The organism is Escherichia sp. MOD1-EC5950 (assembly GCF_002965345.1).
In the GTDB taxonomy this organism is placed as follows: domain Bacteria; phylum Pseudomonadota; class Gammaproteobacteria; order Enterobacterales; family Enterobacteriaceae; genus Escherichia; species Escherichia marmotae.
In genome coordinates this window covers 64,744-89,019 of the sequence record NZ_PTSR01000012.1, presented here as the reverse complement: position 1 = coordinate 89,019, position 24,276 = coordinate 64,744, and the positions used below count along the sequence as shown (strand labels likewise).

Genomic DNA, 24,276 nt, shown 5'->3' with positions numbered 1-24,276 from the left:
CATGCACCTGCTCCCTGAACTCGCCAGCCACCATGCGGTTTCGATTCCCGAGTTGCTCATCAGCCGGGATGAAAGGCAAGCACGGCAACACGCCTGGCTCAAGCGCCATCCTGTTCCACTGGTCTCCTTTACCGTGGTTGCGCCTGGGCCGATTAAAGACAGCGAGGTCACACGCCGTATTTTTAATCATGGCGTAACTGCCCTGCATGCCTTAGCCGCAAAACAGGGCTGGCAAATTCAGGAGCAGGCTGCACTGGTTTCTGCCAGCGGGCCGGAGGGCATGTTGAGCATTGCCGCCCCGGCTCGCGACCTCAAGCTCGCGACCATTGAGCTTGAGCATAGTCATCCTCTCGGGCGTTTGTGGGATATCGATGTGCTGACGCCCGAAGGCGAAATTCTCTCCCGCCGCAATTATTCACTACCGCCTCGCCGCTGCCTGTTGTGCGAACAAAGCGCGGCTGTTTGCGCGCGTGGGAAAACCCATCAACTGACCGATTTACTCAACCGCATGGAGGCGCTGCTGAACGATGTCGATGCCTGCAACGTCAACTAAAACCACAAAGCTTGCTGCGTCATTAATCGATGACTACGCCCTGCTGGGCTGGCGCGCCATGCTGACTGAAGTCAATCTGTCACCAAAACCTGGCCTGGTGGATCGCATTAACTGCGGTGCGCACAAAGATATGGCGCTGGAAGATTTCCACCGTAGCGCACTGGCAATTCAGGGCTGGTTACCGCGTTTCATTGAATTTGGTGCCTGTAGCGCAGAAATGACACCGGAAGCGGTACTCAACGGATTACGCCCAATTGGTATGGCCTGCGAAGGCGATATGTTCCGCGCCACTGCGGGCGTAAACACCCATAAAGGCAGCATTTTTTCTTTAGGGCTACTGTGTGCGGCGATTGGTCGTTTGCATCAGCTCAACCAGCCGGTAACGCCCAAAACCGTTTGTGCGACGGCGGCAAGTTTCTGCCGCGGTCTGACCGATCGCGAACTACGTACCAATAATCAACAACTGACGGCAGGTCAACGGTTGTATCAACAACTTGGCCTAACCGGCGCGCGCGGCGAAGCCGAAGCGGGTTATCCGCTGGTGATCAACCACGCCCTGCCGCACTACCTCACTCTGCTGGGTCAGGGGTTAGATCCTGAACTGGCATTGCTCGATACCTTACTGCTGCTGATGGCGATGAACGGCGATACCAACGTTGCATCACGCGGTGGCGAAGGGGGGCTGCGCTGGCTACAACGCCAGGCGCAAACACTATTGCAAAAAGGGGGCATCCGAACCCCCGCCGATCTCGATTATCTCCGGCAGTTCGACAGGGAGTGTATCGAACGAAATCTCAGCCCAGGCGGCAGCGCCGACCTGCTGATTCTTACCTGGTTTTTAGCACAGATTTAAAAATTTAAACACTTGATAAATTTGGAAATATTAATTTTCGGAGAACCCGTATGTCTTTAGCAAAAGATAAGATATGGAAATTATTGGCCCCACTGGTGGTGATGGGCGTCATGTTTCTTATCCCTGTACCCGACGGTATGCCGCCGCAGGCATGGCATTACTTCGCCGTGTTTGTGGCAATGATTGTCGGTATGATCCTCGAGCCAATTCCGGCAACAGCAATCAGTTTTATTGCAGTAACTATTTGCGTTATTGGCAGTAATTATCTGCTCTTTGACGCCAAAGAATTAGCTAACCCCGCTTTTAATGCCCAAAAACAGGCGCTGAAATGGGGACTGGCTGGTTTTTCCAGTACCACTGTCTGGTTGGTATTTGGCGCATTTATCTTTGCATTAGGGTATGAAGTTTCCGGATTAGGTCGTCGTATCGCCCTTTTCCTGGTGAAATTCATGGGGAAACGCACGCTGACGTTGGGTTATGCGATTGTCATCATCGATATTCTGCTGGCACCATTTACACCGTCTAACACCGCACGTACAGGTGGGACCGTTTTCCCGGTCATTAAAAACCTGCCGCCACTGTTTAAATCATTCCCGAACGATCCGTCTGCACGTCGTATTGGCGGTTATTTAATGTGGATGATGGTCATCAGTACCAGTCTGAGTTCCTCCATGTTTGTCACCGGTGCTGCACCGAACGTGCTGGGTCTGGAGTTTGTCAGCAAAATTGCCGGTATCCAGATTAGCTGGTTGCAGTGGTTCCTCTGCTTCCTGCCAGTTGGCGTTATCTTACTTATCATTGCGCCGTGGCTTTCCTATGTACTGTACAAACCGGAAGTCACTCATAGTGAAGAAGTGGCAACCTGGGCGGGTGACGAACTGAAAACAATGGGTCGCCTGACTCGCAGAGAGTGGACGCTGATTGGTCTTGTTCTGCTTAGTTTGGGTTTATGGGTATTTGGTAGTGAAGTCATTAACGCCACTGCTGTTGGCCTGCTGGCGGTTTCGCTGATGCTGGCGCTGCACGTTGTGCCGTGGAAAGACATTACCCGCTATAACAGCGCATGGAACACGCTGGTTAACCTGGCAACACTGGTTGTCATGGCTAATGGCCTGACCCGTTCTGGCTTTATCGACTGGTTTGCCAACACCATGAGTACGCACCTGGAAGGTTTCTCACCAAACGCGACAGTGATTGTACTGGTTCTGGTGTTCTACTTTGCGCACTACCTGTTTGCCAGCCTGTCTGCGCATACCGCAACCATGCTGCCGGTGATTCTGGCCGTCGGTAAAGGTATTCCGGGCGTACCGATGGAACAACTGTGTATCCTGCTGGTTCTGTCTATCGGTATCATGGGCTGCCTGACTCCATATGCAACTGGCCCAGGAGTTATTATTTACGGCTGCGGCTATGTGAAATCGAAAGATTACTGGCGTCTGGGTGCCATCTTCGGGGTCATTTACATCGCCATGTTGCTGTTGGTTGGCTGGCCAATTCTGGCAATGTGGAACTAATACGTTCGCCAAACGCTGAATAAATCATCACGCCCGCCAGGTAAGCCCACCCGGCGGGCTTTTTTATGATTTAATAGATAGTATTCAGTGTATGTATGAGTCCCACACCCATTATGAAAGCATTCTGGCGTAACGCCGCTTTACTGACGGCTTCTCTGCTCCCCTTCTCTTCAGCTAACGCCGTGGCGTTACAGGCAAAACAGTACGGCGATTTTGATCGCTATGTGCTGGCTCTTTCCTGGCAAACCGGATTTTGCCAAAGCCAGCACGATCGCAATCGTAACGAACGCGATGAATGTCGTCTGCAAACCGAAACGACCAACAAAGCTGATTTCTTGACCGTACACGGCCTGTGGCCTGGGTTGCCAAAGTCGGTTGCGGCACGCGGTGTTGATGAACGCCGCTGGATGCGCTTTGGCTGCGCCACCCGCCCAATCCCAAACTTGCCAGAGGCACGCGCCAGCCGAATGTGTTCGTCACCGGAAACGGGGTTGTCGCTGGAAACGGCAGCTAAACTAAGTGAAGTGATGCCCGGCGCGGGTGGGCGTTCCTGCCTGGAACGTTACGAATATGCGAAACACGGCGCCTGTTTTGGTTTTGATCCGGACGCTTACTTCGGCACGATGGTGCGTCTGAATCAAGAAATCAAAGAAAGCGACGCTGGAAAATTTCTCGCTGAAAACTATGGTAAAACCGTGAGTCGAAATGACTTTGACGCCGCCTTCGCCAAAAGCTGGGGGAAAGAGAACGTCAAAGCGGTCAAGTTAACGTGTCAGGGTAATCCGGCATATTTGACTGAAATCCAGATTTCACTCAAAGCTGACGCCATCAACGCACCGCTTTCTGCAAACTCATTCTTGCCACAACCACATCCCGGTAACTGTGGCAAAGCCTTTGTGATTGATAAAGCGGGCTATCAATAATCTGACAGGCAAAACGCTGTGGTGCGTTTTTCATGAAACATGGCGATTAAGATTTCTACAATAATGCGCTGCATTGAGGAATTCCCTGAATGTGACGTAAATCACTTCAAAGTGTGAGCAACAGCCAGTATCATCATATGAGTTAAACCCTCGCCGCCTGACGGTGAGGGTTTTCTTTTGGGTATGTTTATCTGCGACACTCGCAGTACCGACGACATGGAGTAAAAATGTCCAGACCAACTATCATCATTAACGACCTGGATGCCGAACGCATCGATATTCTGCTGGAGCAACCCGCCTACGCCGGTTTGCCAGTCGCTGACGCGTTAAACGCAGAGTTGGATCGCGCCCAAATGTGTTCGCCAGAAGATATGCCACACGATGTGGTGACGATGAACAGCCGGGTTAAATTCCGCAATCTTAGCGATGGCGAAGTGCGTGTGCGCACGCTGGTGTATCCGGCCAAAATGACCGACAGCAATACTCAGCTTTCCGTTATGGCTCCGGTTGGAGCCGCACTGCTGGGGCTGCGCGTTGGCGACACCATTCACTGGGAACTTCCGGGCGGCGTTACCACCCACCTTGAAGTGCTGGAACTCGAATACCAGCCAGAAGCCGCTGGCGAATACCTGCTTTAATCCCATCTGCACAAGCGTTAAATCGCTTTGCTCAGAGGATGCGTCCGCATCCTCTTTCCGCTCAAATATCAACCAGATTTATCATTTTGCTCTTCCCCGCTACGTTCTAATCTGAACAGGTTATCAACCTGCGGACTCCATTATGAGTGAAGCTCTTGGTATTACAGCGTTTTATATTTTCATCGCAGCAATAATTGTTGTAGCGGTGCTATACCTTGAGCAACACTGGTAGTGCCAACACGAATACATTTTAAGCATCAATATTTAATAGATATAAAATCAACGTCGCAAATCACAGATCTAAAATCAATAATATGATGTTATGTATGCATGCAACAGCAAGGAGAGAATGCTTATGTACAAAACAATCATTATGCCAGTAGACGTATTTGAAATGGAATTAAGCGACAAAGCCGTTCGTCACGCTGAATTTCTCGCCCAGGATGATGGTGTAATTCATTTACTCCATGTATTACCAGGCGCTGCAAGCCTTAGTCTGCACCGTTTTGCTGCCGATGTGCGTCGTTTCGAAGAGCATTTGCAACATGAGGCGGAAGAGCGCCTGCAGACAATGGTGGGTCATTTCACTATTGATCCCTCCCGTATCAAACCACATGTCCGTTTTGGTAGCGTGAGAGATGAGGTGAATGAATTAGCCAAAGAACTGAATGCGGATGTTGTGGTTATCGGTTCGCGTAATCCATCAATCTCAACCCATCTGTTAGGTTCTAACGCTTCCAGCGTGATCCGCCACGCCCATCTGCCTGTATTAGTCGTTCGTTAACAAATTAACGTATTTACGGTGCCCTGCCCGGAGCCATCCCGGCAGGGTTTTCTATAACGAAAAAAAGCCGCCAGGTTTGACCCCGGCGGCTAAACAATTGCAGGTGAATCTTACTTCTTCTTATGCAGTTTTGGTGCGAATCAGGTAGTCAAAGGCACTCAGAGAGGCTTTGGCACCTTCGCCAGTGGCGATGATGATCTGTTTGTACGGAACCGTCGTACAGTCACCGGCTGCAAACACGCCTTTGACGTTGGTTTCGCATTTCGCATCGATGATGATTTCACCCATGCGGTTACGTTCTACTGCGCCTTCCAGCCAGTTGGTGTTCGGCAGCAGACCAATCTGAACGAAAATACCGGCCAGTTCGATATTGTGAATATCGCCGCTCACGCGATCACGGTATTCCAGACCAACAACTTTGCTACCGTCGCCTTTTACTTCAGTGGTTTGCGCATTCAGAATGATGTCGACGTTTTTCAGACTGCGCAGTTTGTCCTGCAGAACCTGGTCGGCTTTCATTTCTGGCGCAAACTCAAGCAGGGTAACGTGTTCAACAATACCCGCCAGATCAATCGCGGCTTCCACGCCGGAGTTGCCGCCGCCAATCACCGCTACACGTTTGCCTTTAAACAGCGGGCCGTCGCAGTGCGGGCAGTAGGTTACGCCTTTGGTGCGATACTGATCTTCACCCGGAACGTTCATGTTGCGCCATTTTGCGCCGGTCGCCACGATAATGCTGCGGGCTTTCAGTACCGCGCCGGAAGCTGTTTCAATCTGATGCAGACCGCCTTCAACCGCGGCCGGGATCAGCTTGCTCGCGCTCTGGCTGTCGATCACATCAACATCGTATTCATCAACGTGAACTTTCAGCGCACCAGCCAGTTTCTGGCCTTCGGTTTTCGGCACGGAGATGTAGTTTTCAATGTCAACGGTATCGAGGATCTGACCACCGAAACGTTCGCCCATCAGACCAGTACGGATACCCTTACGTGCGGAGTAAATTGCCGCCGCAGCACCCGCCGGGCCAGAACCAACGATCAGCACATCATAAGCGTCACGCTTGTTCAGCTCTTCTGCCGCACGTTTTTCAGCGCCAGTATCAATCTTCGCAACGATTTCAGTCAGCGTCATACGCCCCTGACCAAACTCTTTATCATTCACGAATACGGCCGGAACGCCCATCACGTTACGATCGGTGATTTCGTTCTGGAACGTACCACCGTCAATCGCCGTGTGTTTAATGCGCGGGTTCAGTACGCTCATCAGGTTCAGCGCCTGCACCACGTCCGGACAGTTATGGCAGGAAAGCGAATAATAAGTTTCAAATTCAAAATCACCGTCAATGTCGCGGATCTGCTCCAGCAGAGACTGCGCTTCTTTCGACGGATGACCACCGGTCCACAGCAGAGCCAGTACCAGCGAGGTAAATTCATGGCCCAGCGGAGAGCCTGCAAAACGCGGCCCCTGGTTAGAACCTGGGTTGGTGATCAGGAAAGACGGCTTACGCACCGGCAAGCTGTTATCTTCTTTAAAGGTGACTTTGTCTGACAGTTCTGCGATCTCAGCCAACAGTTCCTTGATTTCTGCCGATTTAGCGCTGTCATCCAGCGTGGCAATTAACTCAACAGGCTTGGTCAATTTCTCAAGGTAAGCCTTGAGTTGAGTTTTCATATTTGTGTCGAGCATGTTTATCTCCTGGGCTTTAAACATCATCATGCAAGCGGCCTCTGCGGCTACCTGGATGCAGCTTGCATCATGGTGCGGGGAAGAAAATCGGGTGCCGCAGCACCCGATTAATTAGGTGAATTTCCGAAGTATTTCGCGTCAGAGCAAGGCGGCTAGCCTGTGAACCCCCGGAGCTTACACAAGTAAGTGACCGGGGTGAGCGGGCGACGCCAACACTGCTATGGCGTGAAAGACGAAGAAAATTTAGATTTTACCAACCAGGTCCAGGGATGGAGCCAGAGTTGCTTCACCTTCTTTCCATTTAGCCGGGCAAACTTCACCTGGGTGAGAAGCCACGTACTGTGCTGCTTTGATTTTACGCAGCAGGTCAGATGCGTCACGGCCAATGCCTTCAGCGGTAACTTCGATAGCCTGGATGATACCCTGCGGGTCAACAACGAAGGTAGCACGGTCAGCCAGACCTTCATCTTCACGCATGTTGTCGAAGTTACGGGTCAGGGCGCCAGTCGGGTCACCGATCATTGCATATTTAATTTTAGCGATGGTTTCAGAGCTGCTGTGCCATGCTTTGTGGGTGAAGTGAGTATCGGTAGATACTGCGTATACATCTACACCCAGTTTCTGCAGTTCTTCGTAGTGGTCAGCAACGTCGCCCAGTTCGGTCGGGCATACGAAAGTAAAGTCAGCCGGGTAGAAGAAGAAGACGCTCCAGCGGCCTTCGGTGTCTTTCTCGGTGATTTCGATGAATTCGCCGTTTTTGAATGCCTGGTTTTTAAAAGGTTTAATTTTGGTGTTAATCAAGGACATCTATACTTCCTCCGTGTTTTCGATGAGATGTAAGGTAACCAATTTTTGCCGATTCGGCTAATGCGTTTCCATTATCAAATCGATAAGTTTTACCTTACAACCTTCGTAAGACAACTTTGTGAACTTTGCATCGCCAGTGGCGATAAAAAGTAAAATGGGTCCCCTTTCCAGGTGACCGCATAACCTGAACTACCCTTTGGTATCTTCAGCGCCTGTTCAACAGGCTACGGTGTTGCGATGATAATCGCAACGACGAGAGGGATTACAACACCCTCATAAACAAAGGGCAATCACCTGAGATAAGGTCTTAACTATGACAGTGATAGGTTAAGCCTTTTATTGTGTATTTGCACTGAACGAAAAGGACAAGACAATGTTAAAAAAGATAATTTTTTTTACCCTGCTCCCAGGAATTGCTTACGCCGAAGAGCTTCCTGCGCCCGTTAAAGCGATTGAAAAACAGGGAATTACGATTATTAAATCGTTCGATGCGCCAGGCGGTATGAAAGGTTATCTGGGGAAATATCAGGATATGGGGGTCACTATCTACCTTACGCCAGACGGTAAGCATGCCATCTCTGGCTATATGTACAACGAAAAGGGAGAAAACCTCAGTAACGCTCTTATTGAAAAAGAGATTTACGCACCTGCCGGACGCGAAATGTGGCAGCGTATGGAACAATCAAACTGGTTACTTGACGGTAAAAAAGACGCGCCGGTCGTGGTTTATGTTTTTGCCGATCCCTTCTGCCCGTATTGCAAACAATTCTGGCAACAAGCACGCCCATGGGTTGATGCCGGTAAAGTTCAGATTCGTACTCTGCTGGTTGGCGTGATAAAACCAGAAAGCCCGGCCACCGCGGCGGCAATCCTCGCGTCTAAAGATCCGGCAAAAACGTGGCAAGAGTATGAGGCATCTGGCGGCAAGTTAAAGCTGAACCTCTCAGGGAGCATCACACCTGAACAGATGAAGATTCTCAGTGCCAACGAGACGTTGATGGACGAACTGGGCGCAAATGTTACCCCTGCTATTTATTACATGAGCCCAGAAAACACATTACAGCAGGCTGTCGGATTACCAGATCAAAAAACATTTAATATCATTATGGGAAATAAATAACCTTCATTCTATGGATAACTGGAATATTTATCTCTTTTCAGTTATCCAAAAAATCGCAAGTATTGTTCACCCATCTAATATCAGCTATGCTATTTTAGAAAAACTTAATCGTGAATTAAGTAAAATAACATAATATATAAAAATACATAAAGCCATATCATTGACTTGATGAATATTATGAGAACAAGCATATGAATGGAGTGCATCATGGCTAATCTTTACGACTTAAAAAAATTCGATTTAAACTTGCTTGTCATTTTTGAGTGCATCTACCAACATCTTAGTATTAGCAAGGCCGCAGAATCATTATATATAACGCCTTCTGCGGTAAGCCAGTCTTTACAACGTCTACGGGCGCAATTTAATGACCCCTTATTTATTCGCTCCGGTAAAGGAATTGCACCAACAACGACAGGATTAAATCTGCATCATCATCTTGAGAAAAATCTCAAAAACCTTGAGCAAACCATCAACATTGTCAATAAATCCGAGCTGAAGAAAAAATTTATTATTTATGGTCCGCAACTTATCTCGTCAACCAACAGTAGTCTTTTGATCGGATGCCTACGACAAGACACATCGGTAGAAATTGAACATCATGACATTATGATGTCAGCAGAAAGCGCCGAAAATTTATTGGCTTATCGCAAAGCAGATCTGGTTATTACATTAATACCAGTCATCAGTCGCTCGGTGAGCTGTGTACCTTTTCAATCGATACGCAACACGCTTATCTGTAGTGCATCTCATCCGAGAATAACGGAATACAGTAGCCGCGAAGACATTCTTGATGAAGAGTTTACTTTTCTGACATCAAAAGCATCTGGCCTTGAAGATTTTCAGATGGAAATAGAAGCGATTCTGGCAAACCGAAAAATAGCATTCCGTAGTTCTTCTCTGTTTACTATTATCAATACTATTGCGGTAACCGATTTACTGGGTATTGTTCCCTTTGAACTATATCGTTGTCATCAGAAAAACCTGCAATTAAAACAAATAAAACTAAAACATAACCTCCCCTCTAATACACTTTATATTTCCTATAATAAATCATCATTAAACAATCTGGCGTTCTCTCGATTTATTGATCGCTTAAATGACAGCTTATCCTGAAAACCTATCAATAAGAACAATATTCATCATAAAAAAAAATTCACCTAGTGAATATAAAATAAGATATTTCATTTAAGTATATTAATATTATAATCAGCAAACTATTGCACTTTCTCCCGGTCATGTTAAGAGAGCGTTTACAGATGTCCATTTATAAAATTCCGCTTCCTCTCAATATTCTGGAAGCAGCACAAGACCGTATCACCTGGACACTTAATACACTGCCCCGCGTATGCGTCTCTTTTTCTGGTGGTAAAGATTCTGGCTTAATGCTTCATTTGACCGCAGGTCTGGCCAGGAAAATAGGAAAAAAAATAAACGTCCTGTTTATCGACTGGGAAGCACAGTTTTCTTGTACTATTGACTATGTTCAATCGCTACGGGAACAATATGCGGATGTCATCGAAACGTTTTATTGGGTGGCTCTACCGTTAACAACACAAAATTCATTATCCCAATATCAACCTGAATGGCAGTGCTGGCAACCTGATACTGAATGGGTTCGACAGCCACCAGAAGATGCGATAACCGACCCGGCATTTTTCTCGTTTTATCAATCGGGTATGACGTTTGAACATTTCGTGCGTGAATTTGCCGAATGGTTTTCACAACAACGACCAGCCGCAATGATGGTCGGGATCCGTGCCGACGAGTCTTATAATCGTTTCGTCGCCATTGCCAGTTTAAATAAACAACGTTTTGCTGACGATAAGCCGTGGACCACCGCCGCGCCAGGCGGTCATTGTTGGTACATTTACCCCATTTACGACTGGAAAGTCGCTGATATCTGGACCTGGTACGCTAAAGGCCAAAACCTCTGTAATCCGCTGTATAACCTGATGTACCAGGCTGGCGTCCCTCTGCGTCAAATGCGAATTTGCGAACCTTTTGGTCCAGAGCAACGGCAAGGTTTGTGGCTATATCATGTTCTTGAACCTGATCGATGGGCCGCAATGTGCGCCCGGGTCAGTGGCGTAAAAAGCGGTGGAATTTACGCTGGTCACAATAATCAATTCTATGGCCACAGGAAGATCCTAAAACCTGACCATTTAGACTGGCAGGAATATGCCTTATTACTGCTTAACAGCATGCCAGAAAAAACGGCTGACCATTATCGCAATAAAATTGCTGTTTATTTGCACTGGTATCAAAAAAAAGGAATCGAAATTCCTCAGACTCAACAAGGAGATATTGGCTCAAAAGACGTCCCCTCCTGGCGACGTATCTGCAAGGTATTACTCAACAATGATTATTGGTGCCGGGCGTTATCATTCAGCCCTACAAAAGCTAAAAATTATCAACGTTATAACGAACGGATGAAAGAAAAACGTCAGGAGTGGGGAATATTATGCAACAGCGATTAACTCAGGATTTAACGCAATTTCTCGCCAGTTTAGCGGAAGAAGATCGCATTAAGGCGATCAATGAGATCCGGATGGCGATACATCAAGTGAGTCCATTTCGCGACGAGCCGGTGGATTGTGTGTTATGGGTTAAAAATAGCCAACTCGTGCCAAACGATTACAATCCCAATAATGTGGCACCGCCAGAGAAGAAGCTATTAAAAAAATCCATTGAAATTGATGGTTTTACCCAACCGATTGTAGTAACCAACACCAGAGCTAATACGCTTGAAATTGTTGATGGTTTCCACCGCCATGAAATTGGTAAAGGCTCTAACACGTTAAAAACGCGCTTAAAAGGGTATTTACCGGTTACCTGTCTGGAAAGGGATCGTAACGAACGCATCGCTGCAACGATTCGCCACAACCGCGCGCGTGGCCGCCACCAAATCACAGCAATGTCAGAAATCGTTCGTGAACTCAGCCAGTTGGGATGGGACGATAATAAAATCAGTATAGAACTGGGTATGGACAGCGACGAAGTGCTACGCCTCAAGCAAATAAACGGCCTGCAAGAGTTGTTTGCCGACCGTAGATATTCCCGTGCCTGGACGGTGAAATAATTACAACTGGCGCAGGCGTTCAGCCGCCGCCAGCAGCGTCGATTCCTTCTTGGCAAAACAGAGACGAATCAGTTTATGCGGGAAGGGATCGGCACAAAACACCGACAGAGGGATCGCCGCTACACCATGCTCCTGCGTTAACCACTGACAGAACTCGACATCATTCAACGTAGAAACGGCGCTGTAATCCACCAGCAAAAAGTAAGTGCCTTCACAGGGTAAGATCTCCAGTCTGCTCTCTCGTAATGCATTCACAAGAATATCGCGCTTCTGGCGATAAAAGTCCGGTAACGCAAGATAATGTTCAGGTTCCTCCCGCAGCATATCGGCAAGCGCCAGTTGTGTGGGAGTATTGACCGAAAAAGTCAAATACTGATGCACCTTGCGGATCTCGGCGCTGATGGGCGCAGGCGCAACGCAATACCCCACTTTCCAGCCAGTCATATGATAGGTCTTGCCAAACGATGACACCGCCACCGCCCGCTCACGCAGTTGCGGATGCGCCAGTACACTGGCATGGCCCTGCTGTGAAAAATTGATGTGCTCGTAGACCTCATCGCTAATGACAAAAATCTCGCGCTCGGCAATCGCCTGCCACAAGGCTGCAAAATCAGCCTGCTGCCAGACAGTGGCGCTGGGATTATGCGGCGTATTGAGGATCACCAACCGGGTACGCTCGCTCAGTAACGCAGCAAACTCTTGCCAGTCAACGCGAAAATACGGCGGTTGCAGCGCGATGCGTTTCACTACCCCACCCGCTAGCGCGATGGCGGGTGCGTAACTGTCATAGCTGGGATCAAAACAGATAACCTCATCGCCACTACGTACCAACGCGGTAATCGCCGCATATAACGCCTCCGTCGCTCCTGCTGTTACGGTGATGTCATGTTCAGCATCCGGTTGATAGCCATACAGCCGTGCGGTTTTCTCAGCAATCGCCTCGCGCAATGCCTGCACGCCGGTCATTGGCGCGTATTGATTTGCGCCCTGAGCAACGTGATACGCCAACCGCTCCTGCAAATAGCGCGGGCCATCAAAATCAGGAAAACCTTGCGACAGATTAATCGCCTGGTGCTGCTGCGCCAACGCGCTCATCCGGGTAAAAATAGTCGTGCCTAGTTGTGGAAGTTTACTTTGTGGAATCAGAGGGTTATTTGTCATTTTTATCATGCCTGACGAAGTTGCGTGTTGAAGGCACTATAACACGATGTTAGTATTTGGCAATCAAGACGTTTAGATGTCTAAATAAAACAATAAGGACAACACAACATGCCTCACAATCCTATCCGCGTCGTCGTCGGCCCTGCTAACTACTTTTCTCATCCCGGAAGCCTGAATCACCTGCATGATTTTTTCACCAACGAACAGCTTGCTCGTGCCGTGTGGATTTATGGCGAACGTGCCATTGCTGCGGCAGAAACAAAACTTCCACCAGCGTTTGAGCTGCCCGGCGCAAAACATATTTTGTTTCGTGGTCATTGCAGCGAAAACGATGTGCAACAACTGGCGGCTGAGTCTGGTGACAATCGCAGCGTCGTGATTGGCGTCGGCGGCGGCGCACTGCTCGACACCGCGAAAGCCCTCGCCCGCCGTCTGGGTCTGCCGTTTGTTGCCGTTCCGACGATCGCCGCTACCTGCGCTGCCTGGACACCGCTCTCCGTCTGGTATAACGACGCCGGACAGGCGCTACATTATGAGATTTTCGACGACACCAATTTTATGGTGCTGGTGGAACCAGAGATTATCCTCAATGCACCGCAAGAATATCTGCTGGCGGGTATCGGTGACACGCTGGCGAAATGGTATGAAGCGGTGGTGCTGGCACCGCAACCGGAAACATTGCCGCTGACTGTGCGTCTGGGGCTCAATAGCGCACAGGCCATCCGCGACGTATTGTTAAGCAGTAGCGAACAGGCTCTTGCCGATCAGCAAAACAAGCAGTTAACGCAGTCATTTTGCGATGTGGTGGATGCGATTATCGCCGGTGGAGGTATGGTAGGAGGTCTGGGCGATCGTTTTACGCGTGTGGCGGCAGCTCATGCCGTGCATAACGGTCTGACCGTGCTGCCGCAAACCGAGAAATTTCTCCACGGCACCAAAGTTGCTTACGGCATTCTGGTACAAAGCGCCTTGCTGGGACAGGATGACGTGCTGGCGCAATTAACCGGGGCATATAAGCGTTTTCATCTACCGACCACGCTGGCGGAACTGGAAGTGGATATCAATAATCAGGCGGAAATCGACAAAGTGATTGCCCATACTTTGCGTCCGGTGGAGTCCATTCATTATCTGCCGGTCACGCTGACACCTGATACGTTGCGTGCAGCGTTCGAAAAAGTGGAATCATTTACCGTCTGACATGCAGATTTAGCAACAGCGCGCGCCGCCTTTGCCACCGTAGCGCGCGTCCTGCCGCTCGCGGAAAAACTCTTCATAAGTCATCGGCGTCTGATCAGGATGATTGACCCGCATATGTTCGACATAGTTATCGTAATCGGGCATGCCAATCATCAGCTTCGCCGCCTGACCTAAATATTTTCCGGCTTTTGCCAGTGAATCAAACATCAATACCTCCGGTAATCAGATTGCTGAGATATTGCCGGATGCGGCGTGAACACCTTATCCTGTCTACAAATGTTGCAGCGCATCAGGCAATTTTGCGTTTGTCATCAGCCTTACGCTCTCCCAAAAGAGAGAGCGTAATAGTGATAATTTAGTGTGCGCCTTTCGCCTGCGCCACGATCTCCTCAACATTTTCCGGCATCGGCTCATACGGCGTTTCTTTCGCCGTCGGCTTCGACTCTTTCAATGCCGCCAGTGCCGTCTTAATCGAGAACAGCGCCAGAACCACCACAACCACCATAAAGAAGATGGTCAGTCCGGCATCCAGACGGTTGTTGAACACCAGTTGCGCCAGTTGTGACTCGGTATACTGCGACGGAATATTACCGCTGTCGATCATTGCCTGGAACTTGTTCGCAATTGCCAGGAAGCCGACCTTCGCATCCGGGCTAAACGCTTTCTGCCAGCCTGCGGTCAGGGTACAAATCAGCAACCAGGCCGTTGGCACCAGTGCCACCCAGGCATAACGTTGACGTTTCATCTTGAACAGCACCACGGCACAAAGCATCAGCGCCATCCCCGCCAGCATCTGGTTAGCAATACCAAACAGCGGCCACAGGGTATTAATGCCGCCCAGCGGATCGACCACGCCCTGATGCAGGAAGTAACCCCAGGCCAGTACGCACAGCGCCGTCGCCAGCAGGTTAGCAGGCAGTGAATCCGTCCGTTTCAGACCAGGAGAAACCACGCCCAGCAGATCCTGCAACATAAAGCGCGCAGCACGCGTACCCGCATCTACCGCCGTCAGAATAAACAGCGCTTCAAACAGAATGGCAAAATGATACCAGAACGCCACATCCATCATGCCGCCCAGCGCGCCGTGCAGGATGTAGGCCATCCCTACCGCCAGCGTTGGCGCACCGCCCGCACGAGAAATGATCGACTGTTCACCGACTTCACTGGCAATCTGGTTTAACGTATCCGGTGTAATTGCAAAGCCCCAGCTACTCACCACTTGCGCTGCAGAAGCCACCACATCTGCCGTACCTGCCGGAGCCAGCACCGCCATCGGGCTGTTCATGGCGAAGTACACGCCCGGATCGATGATACAGGCGGAAACCAGCGCCATAATCGCCACGAAGGATTCCATCAACATTCCGCCGTAACCGATAAAGCACGCCTGACCTTCGTTCGCCAGCATCTTTGGCGTGGTGCCGGAAGAGATCAGCGCATGGAAGCCAGACACTGCACCACAGGCGATGGTGATAAACAGGAACGGGAACAGGTTACCGGTCCATACCGGGCCAGTACCATCGATAAATTTGGTCAGCGCCGGCATGGTCAGCGTGGGGCGCATAATCAGAATTCCCACCGCCAGACCAACGATAGTCCCGATTTTCAGGAAGGTAGAGAGGTAGTCACGCGGAGCCAACAGCAGCCATACCGGCAGCACTGCCGCCACAAAACCGTAGCCCACCAGCATCCAGGTCAACTGCACGCCCGTAAAGTCAAAGTACGGTGCCCAGGTCGGACTTTCTGCCACCCAGCCGCCAGAAATGATGGCGAAAATCAGGAACACCAGACCGATGATCGACACTTCACCAATGCGACCTGGACGCAGGTAGCGCAGGTAGATCCCCATAAAAAGCGCCAGCGGAATAGTGAACGCAACGGTGTACGTTCCCCACGGACTATGGGTCAGGGCTTTCACCACGATCATCGCCAGCACCGCCAGAATGATCACCATGATCATAAAGCAGGCCACCAGCGCAATCACCCCGGCGGTTGGTCCCATTTCTTCTTTGACCAGTTCACCCAACGAGCGACCATCGCGGCGCGTGGAAACAAACAGCACCATGAAGTCCTGCACCGCACCGGCGAGAACCACCCCGGCAAGCAGCCAGATCATCCCCGGCAGGTAGCCCATCTGCGCCGCCAGCACCGGCCCGACCAGTGGGCCTGCGCCGGCAATGGCCGCAAAATGGTGACCGAACAGCACTTTTTTGTCCGTCGGCACATAGTCCAGACCGTCGTTATGGCGCACGGCTGGCGTCATACGAGTCGGGTCAACCGCCAGCACTTTTTTGGCGATAAACAGACCGTAAAAACGATAAGCGATGAGATAGATACAGACCGACGCCACCACAATCCACAGCGCGTTAATCTGTTCCCCACGATTTAAAGCAATGTATCCCAGAGCGAATGCTCCCATCACAGAGAGCACTGTCCAGACGAGGTATTTCCCTGACTTGTTCATAATTGTTATCCGTGTACGTATCCATAGAGATGTTACATTTTGTTTCTATAACATCTTTGCAAAATTTAACAACGCGATAACCAAACAAATAAGAGTTAAAACCAATAATTAACTTCACAATGTTAACTCGATCACTCCATTAACCGAGTTTTCCTGCAATCTCATTTTATTCTGTCGGGTTCATCCCAAAACCGCCGTACCCAGCCGACAGGTGCAGCAACGCCGTCCCTGTTCATCGAAAACGACAATCTCCCAGCTCTGATTTTGTCGCCCAAGATACAGCGGCTGACAGACGCCACGCACCTTTCCCTGCGAGACAGGGCGATGATGGGTGGCATTAAGTTCCGTCCCCACCACGCACTGCCCGTCGCGAGTCATCATAAATCCAGCCATCGATCCCAACGTTTCTGCCAGCGCCGCCGACGCGCCGCCGTGCAGCAGACCAAACGGCTGATGAGTACGGGTATCGACCGGCATTTCGGCTTCCAGCACATCATCACCCAGACGGGTGTAAACAATTCCCAGATGCGCCACCATCGTGTTATCGCTGGTAGCGTTCAGTTCATCCAGGGTCAAATGACGTTTCCAGATCACAGTTATGCTCCCAGCGTTGAGCCGCCATCCACCACGATATCCTGTAGCGTGATATGGCTGGCGAGATCGGAGGCGAGGAACAAAATCGTGTTGGCGATCTCCTGCGGACGGGCGATTTTCCCCAGTGGAATGCCAAGCTTAAACTGCTCACCAAAGCCGCGAATACGCTGCTCTTCCGCGTCATCGCTCACCCACAGCGTGCGTTGCATGTCGGTGTCGGTGGAACCCGGCGAAACCACGTTGCAACGTACTCCACTACCTGCCAGTTCCAGCCCGACGCTCAACGCCAGACTTTTCAGCGCCGCTTTCGACGCGCCATAAGCACTCATACCAATACGCGGCGTGTGTGCGGCATCGGACGCTACCGTAACAATCGCTCCACCCCGCTGACGGCGAAACTGATTCATGGTCTGTTGAAACAGGTTAAACGCACCGCCGACGTTGACCGCAAAAGTCTGCTGCCAGTCCTCTTTACTCAGTTGGTCTGTCGCGCCCATGCGCAAAATTCCTGCCGCATTGACCAGCACGTCCAGGCGCTGCGTTTCGCCTAACAGCCGCTGGCAGACTTGCGCCACCTGCCCGGCATCAGCAACATCCAGCACTTCAGTCGCAAAGGGATAATGCTCCAGCGTGAATGCCCGATCAAAGCCTGTGACTTTTGCTCCCGCTTCAACAAACGCCAGCGCCGTGGCATAGCCGATGCCTTTCCCTGCGCCGGTTACCCAGACATTTTTGCCGCTGAAATTCATTATTTCACCTCGCGAGAGAGTAGCTTCCACCAGGCGTCGATGGTCGGATTTTTCGCCAGCATGACAAAATCGATATCGCCATGCACTTTGCGCCAGCGCGCCGCCAGCGCCATCATGCGCACCGAATCCAGACCGTAGTCGATCAGGTTGTCGTCATCAAACGGTTCATCGGATTCATCCAGCAACGGCAGAATCACCTCGCGCAGCTCCGCTTTACTGGCAGGGATCGGTGCTGGCAGTAACTCTTCAGTCATCACCACCCGACCGGAACGCCCGGCAACATATTTCAGCGACATCAAATGCTCGTCACGGCTGAAATCGGCCAACGCATCAGCCACCATAAACGGTTTAATATCGCGCATAAACGCGTCGGTCGCAGTGGTCATACAACCGATGTGCGCATACACTCCGGTAATAATCAGTTGGTTACGTCCGCTCTCTTTAAGCATTTGTTCCAGCGGGGAACGATGAAACGCGCTGTAGCGCCACTTCACCAGCACTGTATCGTCAGCATCTGGCGTCAGGCGATCCACCACCTTTTGTTGTTCCGGCGAACGCGTCAGGCCCGGCCCCCACATATCATTCAGCAGCGCCCGATCTTCATCGCTCTGCTCTTTTGGCTGGGCAGTGTAATAAACCGGAATATTGTGTTGCTTACAGTAGTCACGCAGGGCGGCAATATTAGCGATCACCTGCTCCATCATCGGGCAGTTATCGCCCCAGAAGCTGACAAAATAGTCTTGCATATCATGGATTAATAGCGCAGCACGTTGCGGTTCAAAGGCCCAGTCGACTTTATTTTGCGGAATATCGTGAGACTCCGGCAGTGCGTAAGCCTGTAATTTTGGAATAGCCATCGTGTTCTCTCCTTCAGGCTGATGCGCGTGACGCCAGCCACTGACGTAATTGTTTTTTATCGACTTTCCCGACCGCCGTCAGCGGAAGTGAATCCACACACTCCACGCGATCCGGTAATTTAAATTCGGCAATACCCTGTTCACGCAGGAAACGACGCACCTGCACCGCACGCAGCGGCTCTTTTACCACCAGATAAGCGCAGCTTTTTTCGCCCATCAGCTCATCTTCCATGCTCACCAGCGCGGCATAGATCACCGCCGGATGGCGCAGTAACAGGTTTTCGATCTCTTCGGCAGCGATCTTCTCACCGCCACGGTTGATCTGATCTTTCTCGCGCCCCTGCACAGTGATGTAACCGTCTGGATCTATGGAGATCAGATCACCGGAACAGTAAAAACCGTTGGCGTCAAAGGCACTGGCATTGTGCTGCGGGCTTTTGTAATAACCGCGAAAGGTGTACGGCCCACGCGTCATCAGACGCCCGACTTCCCCTTGTGGCAATGGATTTCCGTCGGCATCGGCAACCCACACTTCATCGTCCGGACACATTGGGTAGCCCTGGGTATGGATAATTTTCTCCGCGCTATCATCAAGACGGGTGTAGTTCACCAGCCCTTCCGCCATGCCAAACACCTGCTGCAACTGGCAGCCAATCTCTGCGGGAATACGCGCCGCCAACGTGGCAGAAAGACGCGCGCCGCCGACCTGTAACAGTTTTAACGAGGCGAGTTGCGCCCGGCTTTCGCCCTCGCTCAATGCCTGTAACCACAGGCTGACTGCCGGTGGCACCAGTGCGGTAACGTTAACCTGATGTTTGGCAATCAATGGGAAACAGAGCGTGGCGCTGGGATCGTCCGCCAGAACCACAGTGCCGCCTGCGAGAAAAACCCCCAGCGATCCAGGCGAACTCATGGCGTAATTGTGAGCCGCCGGAATCGCGCACAGGTAGCGTGTCTGTTGCGTGAACTGACAAATCTCGACGCTACGGCGCACACTGTAGTAATAGTCATTATGGGTACGCGGGATCAACTTCGGCGTGCCGGTCGTGCCGCCGGAAAGCTGGAAATACGCCACTTCATCGGCAGGCGACGGCGTGGCAGTAAAACCGTCTGCCGGGTGGTTAATCGCATCCTGCAAATTGTGCTCGCCGCTGTCGTTCAGCAGTTGCACCACGCGAATGGAGGAATGCTCTGCAACAAATGTATTGAGGAAATCATCCCCGCTAAACAGCGCATGTTGGCGATCGGCAATCAGTAATGCCGGTTCAATCTGGCTGGCATAGGCGTTCAGTTCGCTACGCTGATGGCTGAACAGCGCCAGCACCGGCGCAACGCCCAGTTTCAGCAACGCGAAAAAGGTAATGTAAAGTTCAGCGACGTTACCTAAGTGTACCAGCGCGGTTTCACCAGGTTTAATGCCCTGACGGCGCAAACTACACGCGAGGTTATCAGCCGCTTGATTCAACTGGCGATAACTCAACTGCCGCTCGCCGTCGATAACCGCGACGCTGTCACTCTCAGCATGTCGCGTCAGAATGTCAGTTAGTGGCAAATCCTGCCAGTAGCCTTTTTCCCGATAGCGACGGGCAAATTCTTCCGGCCAGCGGGTGAATGGAATGCTCATCCTCACTCCTTAATGCAATCCAAAAACATTCAACATGGTAGAAAGTTTGACGCCCGTTTCGCGCCACTCCCCCAGCGGTGACGACGCAGGCACAATCCCCGCACCGGCAAACAGACGCACCTGATTTTCCCGCAGCTTCGCGCAGCGGATGGTCACCACCCACTCGCCGTTACCTTCGCTGTCGCACCAGCCAACAATGCCGCCAAACAGTTCGCGGTCGAACGGCTCCAGTTCAGCAATAACCTGGGTCGCGGCCTGATGCGGGAAACCGCTCAGCGCGGGGGTCGGATGCAGCAGACAGGCCAGCGTCAGTGCGTTTTCTTGCGAATTCGCTTTACCTTCAAAGGGCGTTGCGAGATGCCACAGCGTCGGCGTGGTGATCAATTGTGGAGAGGAGGGAACGTGTAACTCACTGCTGCGCTCGCGCAGTACCTCTTTCATCGCCTGGGTCACCAGTTCATGTTCATGGCGATCTTTTTCCGACGCCAGCAGACGATTACCCGCTTCGCGATCGAGCACTTCATCCGGCTGACGACGCGCGGAACCGGCTAACGGAATCGAGCTAAAACGCTCGCCATCTTTACGCAACAGCAGTTCCGGGCTGGCTCCGAGCAGGACTCCACCATCGGCCAGCGGCACATGGAAGTTGTAACTAACCGGGTTTTGCGCGATCAACCGTTCCAGCAGTACGCCGCTGTCGATGGCGGCATCGGTGGTGATATCAATCAACCGTGACAACACCACTTTGTCGACTTGCGGTGTGGCGGTAAGTGCGGCAGCGCGGGCAACCATCTGTTCAAACGTGGCTTGTTCCGGAATTGCCTGCCGTTCAACCACATTCAGCGACTGGCTGCGGGTAAAACGGCGCGCAGAAGCTTGTTTTTCCTGGCGGGAGAATGGCTGCCAGGATTCGGGAATATACAGCGATGAAGGTTGACGTGGATCGAAGGGGATTGCCCCGACCATCACTGGATTTTTAATGCCCTGCGATTTGGCATTAGCAAACAGGGCGGTGAGTCTTTGCTGGAAGGGACTGTCTGGCGAATCCCCGTTCACAGCCGGTTCATCAAAGCGGGCGAAACATCCTGACGTCGTAAAACTGCGGTACGGCGACATAAAGAAAAAGCGATTGGGCGCAAGTGTTGCCATGGTCTGCTGTACTTCCTCAGCCAGTGACGTATCCATATCATCCTCCACAAAATGATAAAGGCTTTAATAATGATTATCATTTATATTTTCGGTCGCTAACCTAAAAGCAAACAGCCACTATGTCAACTCTTGCCGCAACACAATCTACGACTCGGGCTTGCATCTGCTTGTCGTTACAATGAAAATGAGAAGCATTAACTTCACTAATAACAGGACGCTGATTCGTGAGACTCGCCCCGCTCTACCGTAAGACCCTTTTCTTAGCAGGACTTTTGCTTTCAGGAATATCCGCAGTGCAGGCCGCCGACTGGCCGCGTCAGGTGACTGACAGCCGCGGCAGCCATACGCTGGAAAGCCAGCCACAGCGCATCGTCTCAACCAGCGTCACGCTGACGGGGTCGCTGCTGGCGATAGACGCTCCGGTGATTGCCAGTGGTGCAACTACGCCGAATAACCGCGTCGCGGACGACCAGGGATTCTTGCGCCAGTGGAGCGATGTTGCGAAGGAACGCAAACTGCAGCGCCTCTATATCGGAGAACCGAACGCCGAAGCGGTAGCCGCACAAATGCCGGATCTGATTTTGATTAGCGCAACCGGCGGCGATTCTGCAATGCCACTGTACGATCAGCTTTCCACCATCGCGCCGACGTTAATTATCAATTACGACGACAAAAGCTGGCAGTCGCTGTTAACGCAACTTGGCGAAATTACCGGGCATGAGAAACAAGCGGCAGAGCGGATTGCGCAGTTTGATAAGCAACTGGCGGCAGCGAAAGAGCAAATCAAATTACCGCCGCAGCCGGTCACTGCCATTGTCTATACCGCCGCTGCACACAGTGCCAATCTCTGGACGCCGGAATCAGCACAAGGGCAGATGCTGGAACAACTCGGCTTTACGCTGGCGAAACTGCCAGCGGGCTTAAACGCCAGTCAAAGTCAGGGCAAACGCCATGACATCATTCAGCTTGGTGGAGAAAATCTGGCTGCCGGGTTAAACGGTGAGTCGCTGTTCCTGTTCGCCGGCGATCAGAAAGATGCCGATGCAATTTATGCTAATCCGCTGCTCGCGCACCTGCCTGCAGTACAGAACAAGCAGGTTTATGCACTGGGAACCGAGACGTTCCGTCTGGATTACTACAGCGCCATGCAAGTGCTGGAACGACTTAAGGCGCTGTTCTAAGCATTAACTGTCGGACGCTGCCGCTTGTGGTGGCGTCTGGCGAAAACGGCGCAACTCCACCAGCACCAGCAACAACAATACACCGATAATCAACAAGCCAAAGCCACTGACACTGGCGGATGTAACCGGTGTCATCATCGCCCCCAGACCGCCCAGCAACGCCGCACCAATCGCATCGCCCGTCACGTTCTGCGCCGTCCACAAACCGTTAATCCGCCCTAACATCGCTTCCGGAGTTTGCGTTTGCAGCATTGTATATTGCAGCAACGAACTGACCGCGCTCAGCCAGCCGAACAGCGCCAGACAAACCACGCCCGGAATCCACATTGGCATCAGGCCAAACAAACCAATGGCGAGAAATGAACCTAATGTGGAAAGCAGCATTAACAATCCTGGCCGCACGCTATGCGCCAGTTTCCCGCTAGTCAACGCCCCGATTGCCGCACCGAGCGGAATTGCCGCATAGAGAAAGCCAATCTGCGCCGCCGACATCTGCCAGTTGATTGCCAGCGCCGGATACAGTACCCGCACCGCACTCGCCATCGTCAACAACCCACCCAACAGCGCAATGCCGCCCACCAGCGGGCTGGCGAGCAGAAAACGAAAGGCTGCCAGAAGCGATTTCAGCGGATGCTCACGCGGCTGCGGTGGCGGCGGCAGTGCCGGAAGGCTTAACAGAGGCAGTAAAGTGATGAACGTTCCTGCCGCCGCCAGCCCGTAGTTCCAGGCGACGCCGCCAGTCGCCAGCAGTAAGCCACCCATCATGGGCGAAATTACCGATCCCAGGCGCACGGTCAACATGGTAATCGCCCCGGCCTGCATTAAGTTTTCCCGCCCAACTAGCGCAGGCGTTGCCGCCAGCAGCGCCGTAACGCCCAGCGAGGCAAAAAAACCATCCCATAAACCGAGTAAATAGATTGCCAATAGTGATGACTCCGGCAACAGCGCGTTCAGACACAGACCAATAAAGCCAATGCCACAGGTGCCGCGCGCCAGCAAAATCACTTTTTTGCGCTCATAACGATCCGCCAGCACACCACCGACCATCAGACCGACAAACATCGCGCCGCCGGTCAGCGTCACTGAAAGCCCAACCTGCCAGGTGGAATTCGTCATCATCTGGATCTGCACCGGCACCGCGACGCCGAGCAACCCCAGAGAAACAATTGAGATAAAACGAGCGAGGAATACTGCGCGAAACGCCGGGTGCGTTTTCAACAGGCTGAGGTTAAGCAGCCAGGATTGTTTATTCATTACAATGCCTTGCCATCAAATATTTTAAATACCTATTCTTAGGCTGCACATGCTAACATATCCAAATAAGATCGATAACGATAATTAATTTC

Annotated in this window: 24 protein-coding genes; 13 read left to right on the top strand and 11 right to left on the bottom strand. The window is 51.5% G+C overall.

Annotation, left to right across the window (positions count from 1 at the left end; all coding sequences use genetic code 11):
- Position 1 precedes the first annotated feature (1 nt).
- The 7 genes from citX (at position 2) to uspG (ending at position 5,265) form a co-directional block, all read left to right on the top strand.
- Entirely contained in the window at positions 2–553 is a 552-nt protein-coding gene (citX, locus tag BEA93_RS13715; protein ID WP_000550392.1) for a citrate lyase holo-[acyl-carrier protein] synthase, read from the top strand.
- A complete protein-coding gene (gene citG, locus BEA93_RS13710; protein WP_105224662.1) occupies positions 528–1,406 on the top strand; it encodes a triphosphoribosyl-dephospho-CoA synthase CitG in 879 nt (292 codons plus the stop codon). The genes citX and citG overlap by 26 nt, the downstream gene beginning before the upstream one ends.
- A gap of 50 nt (positions 1,407–1,456) precedes the next feature.
- Positions 1,457–2,920, top strand: a complete 1,464-nt coding sequence (citT, locus tag BEA93_RS13705) for a citrate/succinate antiporter CitT (protein ID WP_000050312.1) — start codon at positions 1,457–1,459, stop codon at positions 2,918–2,920.
- A gap of 113 nt (positions 2,921–3,033) precedes the next feature.
- Entirely contained in the window at positions 3,034–3,843 is an 810-nt protein-coding gene (gene rna, locus BEA93_RS13700) for a ribonuclease I (protein WP_010380708.1), read from the top strand.
- Positions 3,844–4,070: 227 nt separating this feature from the next.
- Complete coding sequence (gene rnk, locus BEA93_RS13690) at positions 4,071–4,481, top strand: nucleoside diphosphate kinase regulator (protein ID WP_000089740.1); 411 nt, start codon at positions 4,071–4,073, stop codon at positions 4,479–4,481.
- Positions 4,482–4,623: 142 nt separating this feature from the next.
- A complete protein-coding gene (gene yldA / locus BEA93_RS26345) occupies positions 4,624–4,713 on the top strand; it encodes a small membrane protein YldA (RefSeq protein ID WP_353889723.1) in 90 nt (29 codons plus the stop codon).
- 123 nt (positions 4,714–4,836) lie between these two features.
- Positions 4,837–5,265: a universal stress protein UspG gene (uspG, locus tag BEA93_RS13685; RefSeq protein ID WP_001515959.1), complete on the top strand. Its 429-nt coding sequence runs from the start codon at positions 4,837–4,839 to the stop codon at positions 5,263–5,265.
- Positions 5,266–5,385: 120 nt separating this feature from the next.
- On the opposite strand, the gene ahpF is transcribed toward uspG, so the two are convergent.
- Positions 5,386–6,951: an alkyl hydroperoxide reductase subunit F gene (gene ahpF, locus BEA93_RS13680; protein WP_105224663.1), complete on the bottom strand. Its 1,566-nt coding sequence runs from the start codon at positions 6,949–6,951 to the stop codon at positions 5,386–5,388.
- A 243-nt stretch (positions 6,952–7,194) separates the two neighbouring features.
- A complete protein-coding gene (gene ahpC / locus BEA93_RS13675; RefSeq protein ID WP_000052796.1) occupies positions 7,195–7,758 on the bottom strand; it encodes an alkyl hydroperoxide reductase subunit C in 564 nt (187 codons plus the stop codon).
- 373 nt (positions 7,759–8,131) lie between these two features.
- On the opposite strand from ahpC, the gene dsbG reads away from it, so the two are divergent.
- The 4 genes from dsbG (at position 8,132) to BEA93_RS13655 (ending at position 11,957) form a co-directional block, all read left to right on the top strand.
- Positions 8,132–8,878, top strand: a complete 747-nt coding sequence (gene dsbG, locus BEA93_RS13670) for a thiol:disulfide interchange protein DsbG (protein ID WP_000913734.1) — start codon at positions 8,132–8,134, stop codon at positions 8,876–8,878.
- 207 nt (positions 8,879–9,085) lie between these two features.
- A complete protein-coding gene (citR, locus tag BEA93_RS13665) occupies positions 9,086–9,991 on the top strand; it encodes a DNA-binding transcriptional repressor CitR (protein ID WP_000002459.1) in 906 nt (301 codons plus the stop codon).
- 143 nt (positions 9,992–10,134) lie between these two features.
- Positions 10,135–11,355, top strand: a complete 1,221-nt coding sequence (locus BEA93_RS13660) for a phosphoadenosine phosphosulfate reductase (protein ID WP_105224664.1) — start codon at positions 10,135–10,137, stop codon at positions 11,353–11,355.
- A complete protein-coding gene (locus tag BEA93_RS13655; RefSeq protein ID WP_000526876.1) occupies positions 11,328–11,957 on the top strand; it encodes an IbrB-like domain-containing protein in 630 nt (209 codons plus the stop codon). The genes BEA93_RS13660 and BEA93_RS13655 overlap by 28 nt, the downstream gene beginning before the upstream one ends.
- Here the strand turns inward: BEA93_RS13655 and ybdL are convergent, their stop codons facing one another.
- Positions 11,958–13,118 carry a methionine-oxo-acid transaminase gene (gene ybdL, locus BEA93_RS13650; protein ID WP_000183958.1) on the bottom strand — a complete coding sequence of 387 codons (1,161 nt, stop codon included), beginning with the start codon at positions 13,116–13,118 and terminating at the stop codon, positions 11,958–11,960.
- Between the two features lie 108 nt (positions 13,119–13,226).
- On the opposite strand from ybdL, the gene hcxA reads away from it, so the two are divergent.
- Positions 13,227–14,315 carry a hydroxycarboxylate dehydrogenase HcxA gene (gene hcxA, locus BEA93_RS13645; RefSeq protein ID WP_001515956.1) on the top strand — a complete coding sequence of 363 codons (1,089 nt, stop codon included), beginning with the start codon at positions 13,227–13,229 and terminating at the stop codon, positions 14,313–14,315.
- 9 nt (positions 14,316–14,324) lie between these two features.
- Here the strand turns inward: hcxA and BEA93_RS13640 are convergent, their stop codons facing one another.
- The 7 genes from BEA93_RS13640 to entC form a co-directional block, all read right to left on the bottom strand.
- Positions 14,325–14,522 (bottom strand): YbdD/YjiX family protein, encoded by a 198-nt coding sequence (locus BEA93_RS13640; RefSeq protein WP_000460431.1) that lies wholly within the window; start codon positions 14,520–14,522, stop codon positions 14,325–14,327.
- Positions 14,523–14,670: 148 nt separating this feature from the next.
- Entirely contained in the window at positions 14,671–16,776 is a 2,106-nt protein-coding gene (gene cstA, locus BEA93_RS13635) for a pyruvate/proton symporter CstA (protein ID WP_001043117.1), read from the bottom strand.
- A 180-nt stretch (positions 16,777–16,956) separates the two neighbouring features.
- Entirely contained in the window at positions 16,957–17,370 is a 414-nt protein-coding gene (entH, locus tag BEA93_RS13630; protein ID WP_000637956.1) for a proofreading thioesterase EntH, read from the bottom strand.
- 2 nt (positions 17,371–17,372) lie between these two features.
- On the bottom strand, positions 17,373–18,119 hold the full coding sequence (gene entA / locus BEA93_RS13625) for a 2,3-dihydro-2,3-dihydroxybenzoate dehydrogenase EntA (protein ID WP_001011656.1): 747 nt from the start codon (positions 18,117–18,119) through the stop codon (positions 17,373–17,375).
- The gene (entB, locus tag BEA93_RS13620) at positions 18,119–18,976 is read right to left on the bottom strand and encodes an enterobactin biosynthesis bifunctional isochorismatase/aryl carrier protein EntB (protein WP_001007132.1); all 858 of its coding nucleotides are present in this window, start codon (positions 18,974–18,976) and stop codon (positions 18,119–18,121) included. The genes entA and entB overlap by 1 nt, the downstream gene beginning before the upstream one ends.
- Positions 18,977–18,989: 13 nt before the next feature.
- The gene (gene entE / locus BEA93_RS13615) at positions 18,990–20,600 is read right to left on the bottom strand and encodes a (2,3-dihydroxybenzoyl)adenylate synthase EntE (protein WP_016248454.1); all 1,611 of its coding nucleotides are present in this window, start codon (positions 20,598–20,600) and stop codon (positions 18,990–18,992) included.
- A gap of 9 nt (positions 20,601–20,609) precedes the next feature.
- Positions 20,610–21,785, bottom strand: coding sequence for an isochorismate synthase EntC (gene entC, locus BEA93_RS13610; RefSeq protein WP_016248453.1), 1,176 nt, complete (start codon positions 21,783–21,785; stop codon positions 20,610–20,612).
- Between the two features lie 188 nt (positions 21,786–21,973).
- Between entC and fepB the strand changes: the two genes are divergently transcribed.
- Positions 21,974–22,930 (top strand): Fe2+-enterobactin ABC transporter substrate-binding protein, encoded by a 957-nt coding sequence (fepB, locus tag BEA93_RS13605; RefSeq protein WP_001515950.1) that lies wholly within the window; start codon positions 21,974–21,976, stop codon positions 22,928–22,930.
- A gap of 3 nt (positions 22,931–22,933) precedes the next feature.
- Here fepB and entS read toward each other — a convergent pair whose 3' ends face one another.
- A complete protein-coding gene (gene entS, locus BEA93_RS13600; protein WP_061090779.1) occupies positions 22,934–24,184 on the bottom strand; it encodes an enterobactin transporter EntS in 1,251 nt (416 codons plus the stop codon).
- Positions 24,185–24,276: the final 92 nt, after the last annotated feature.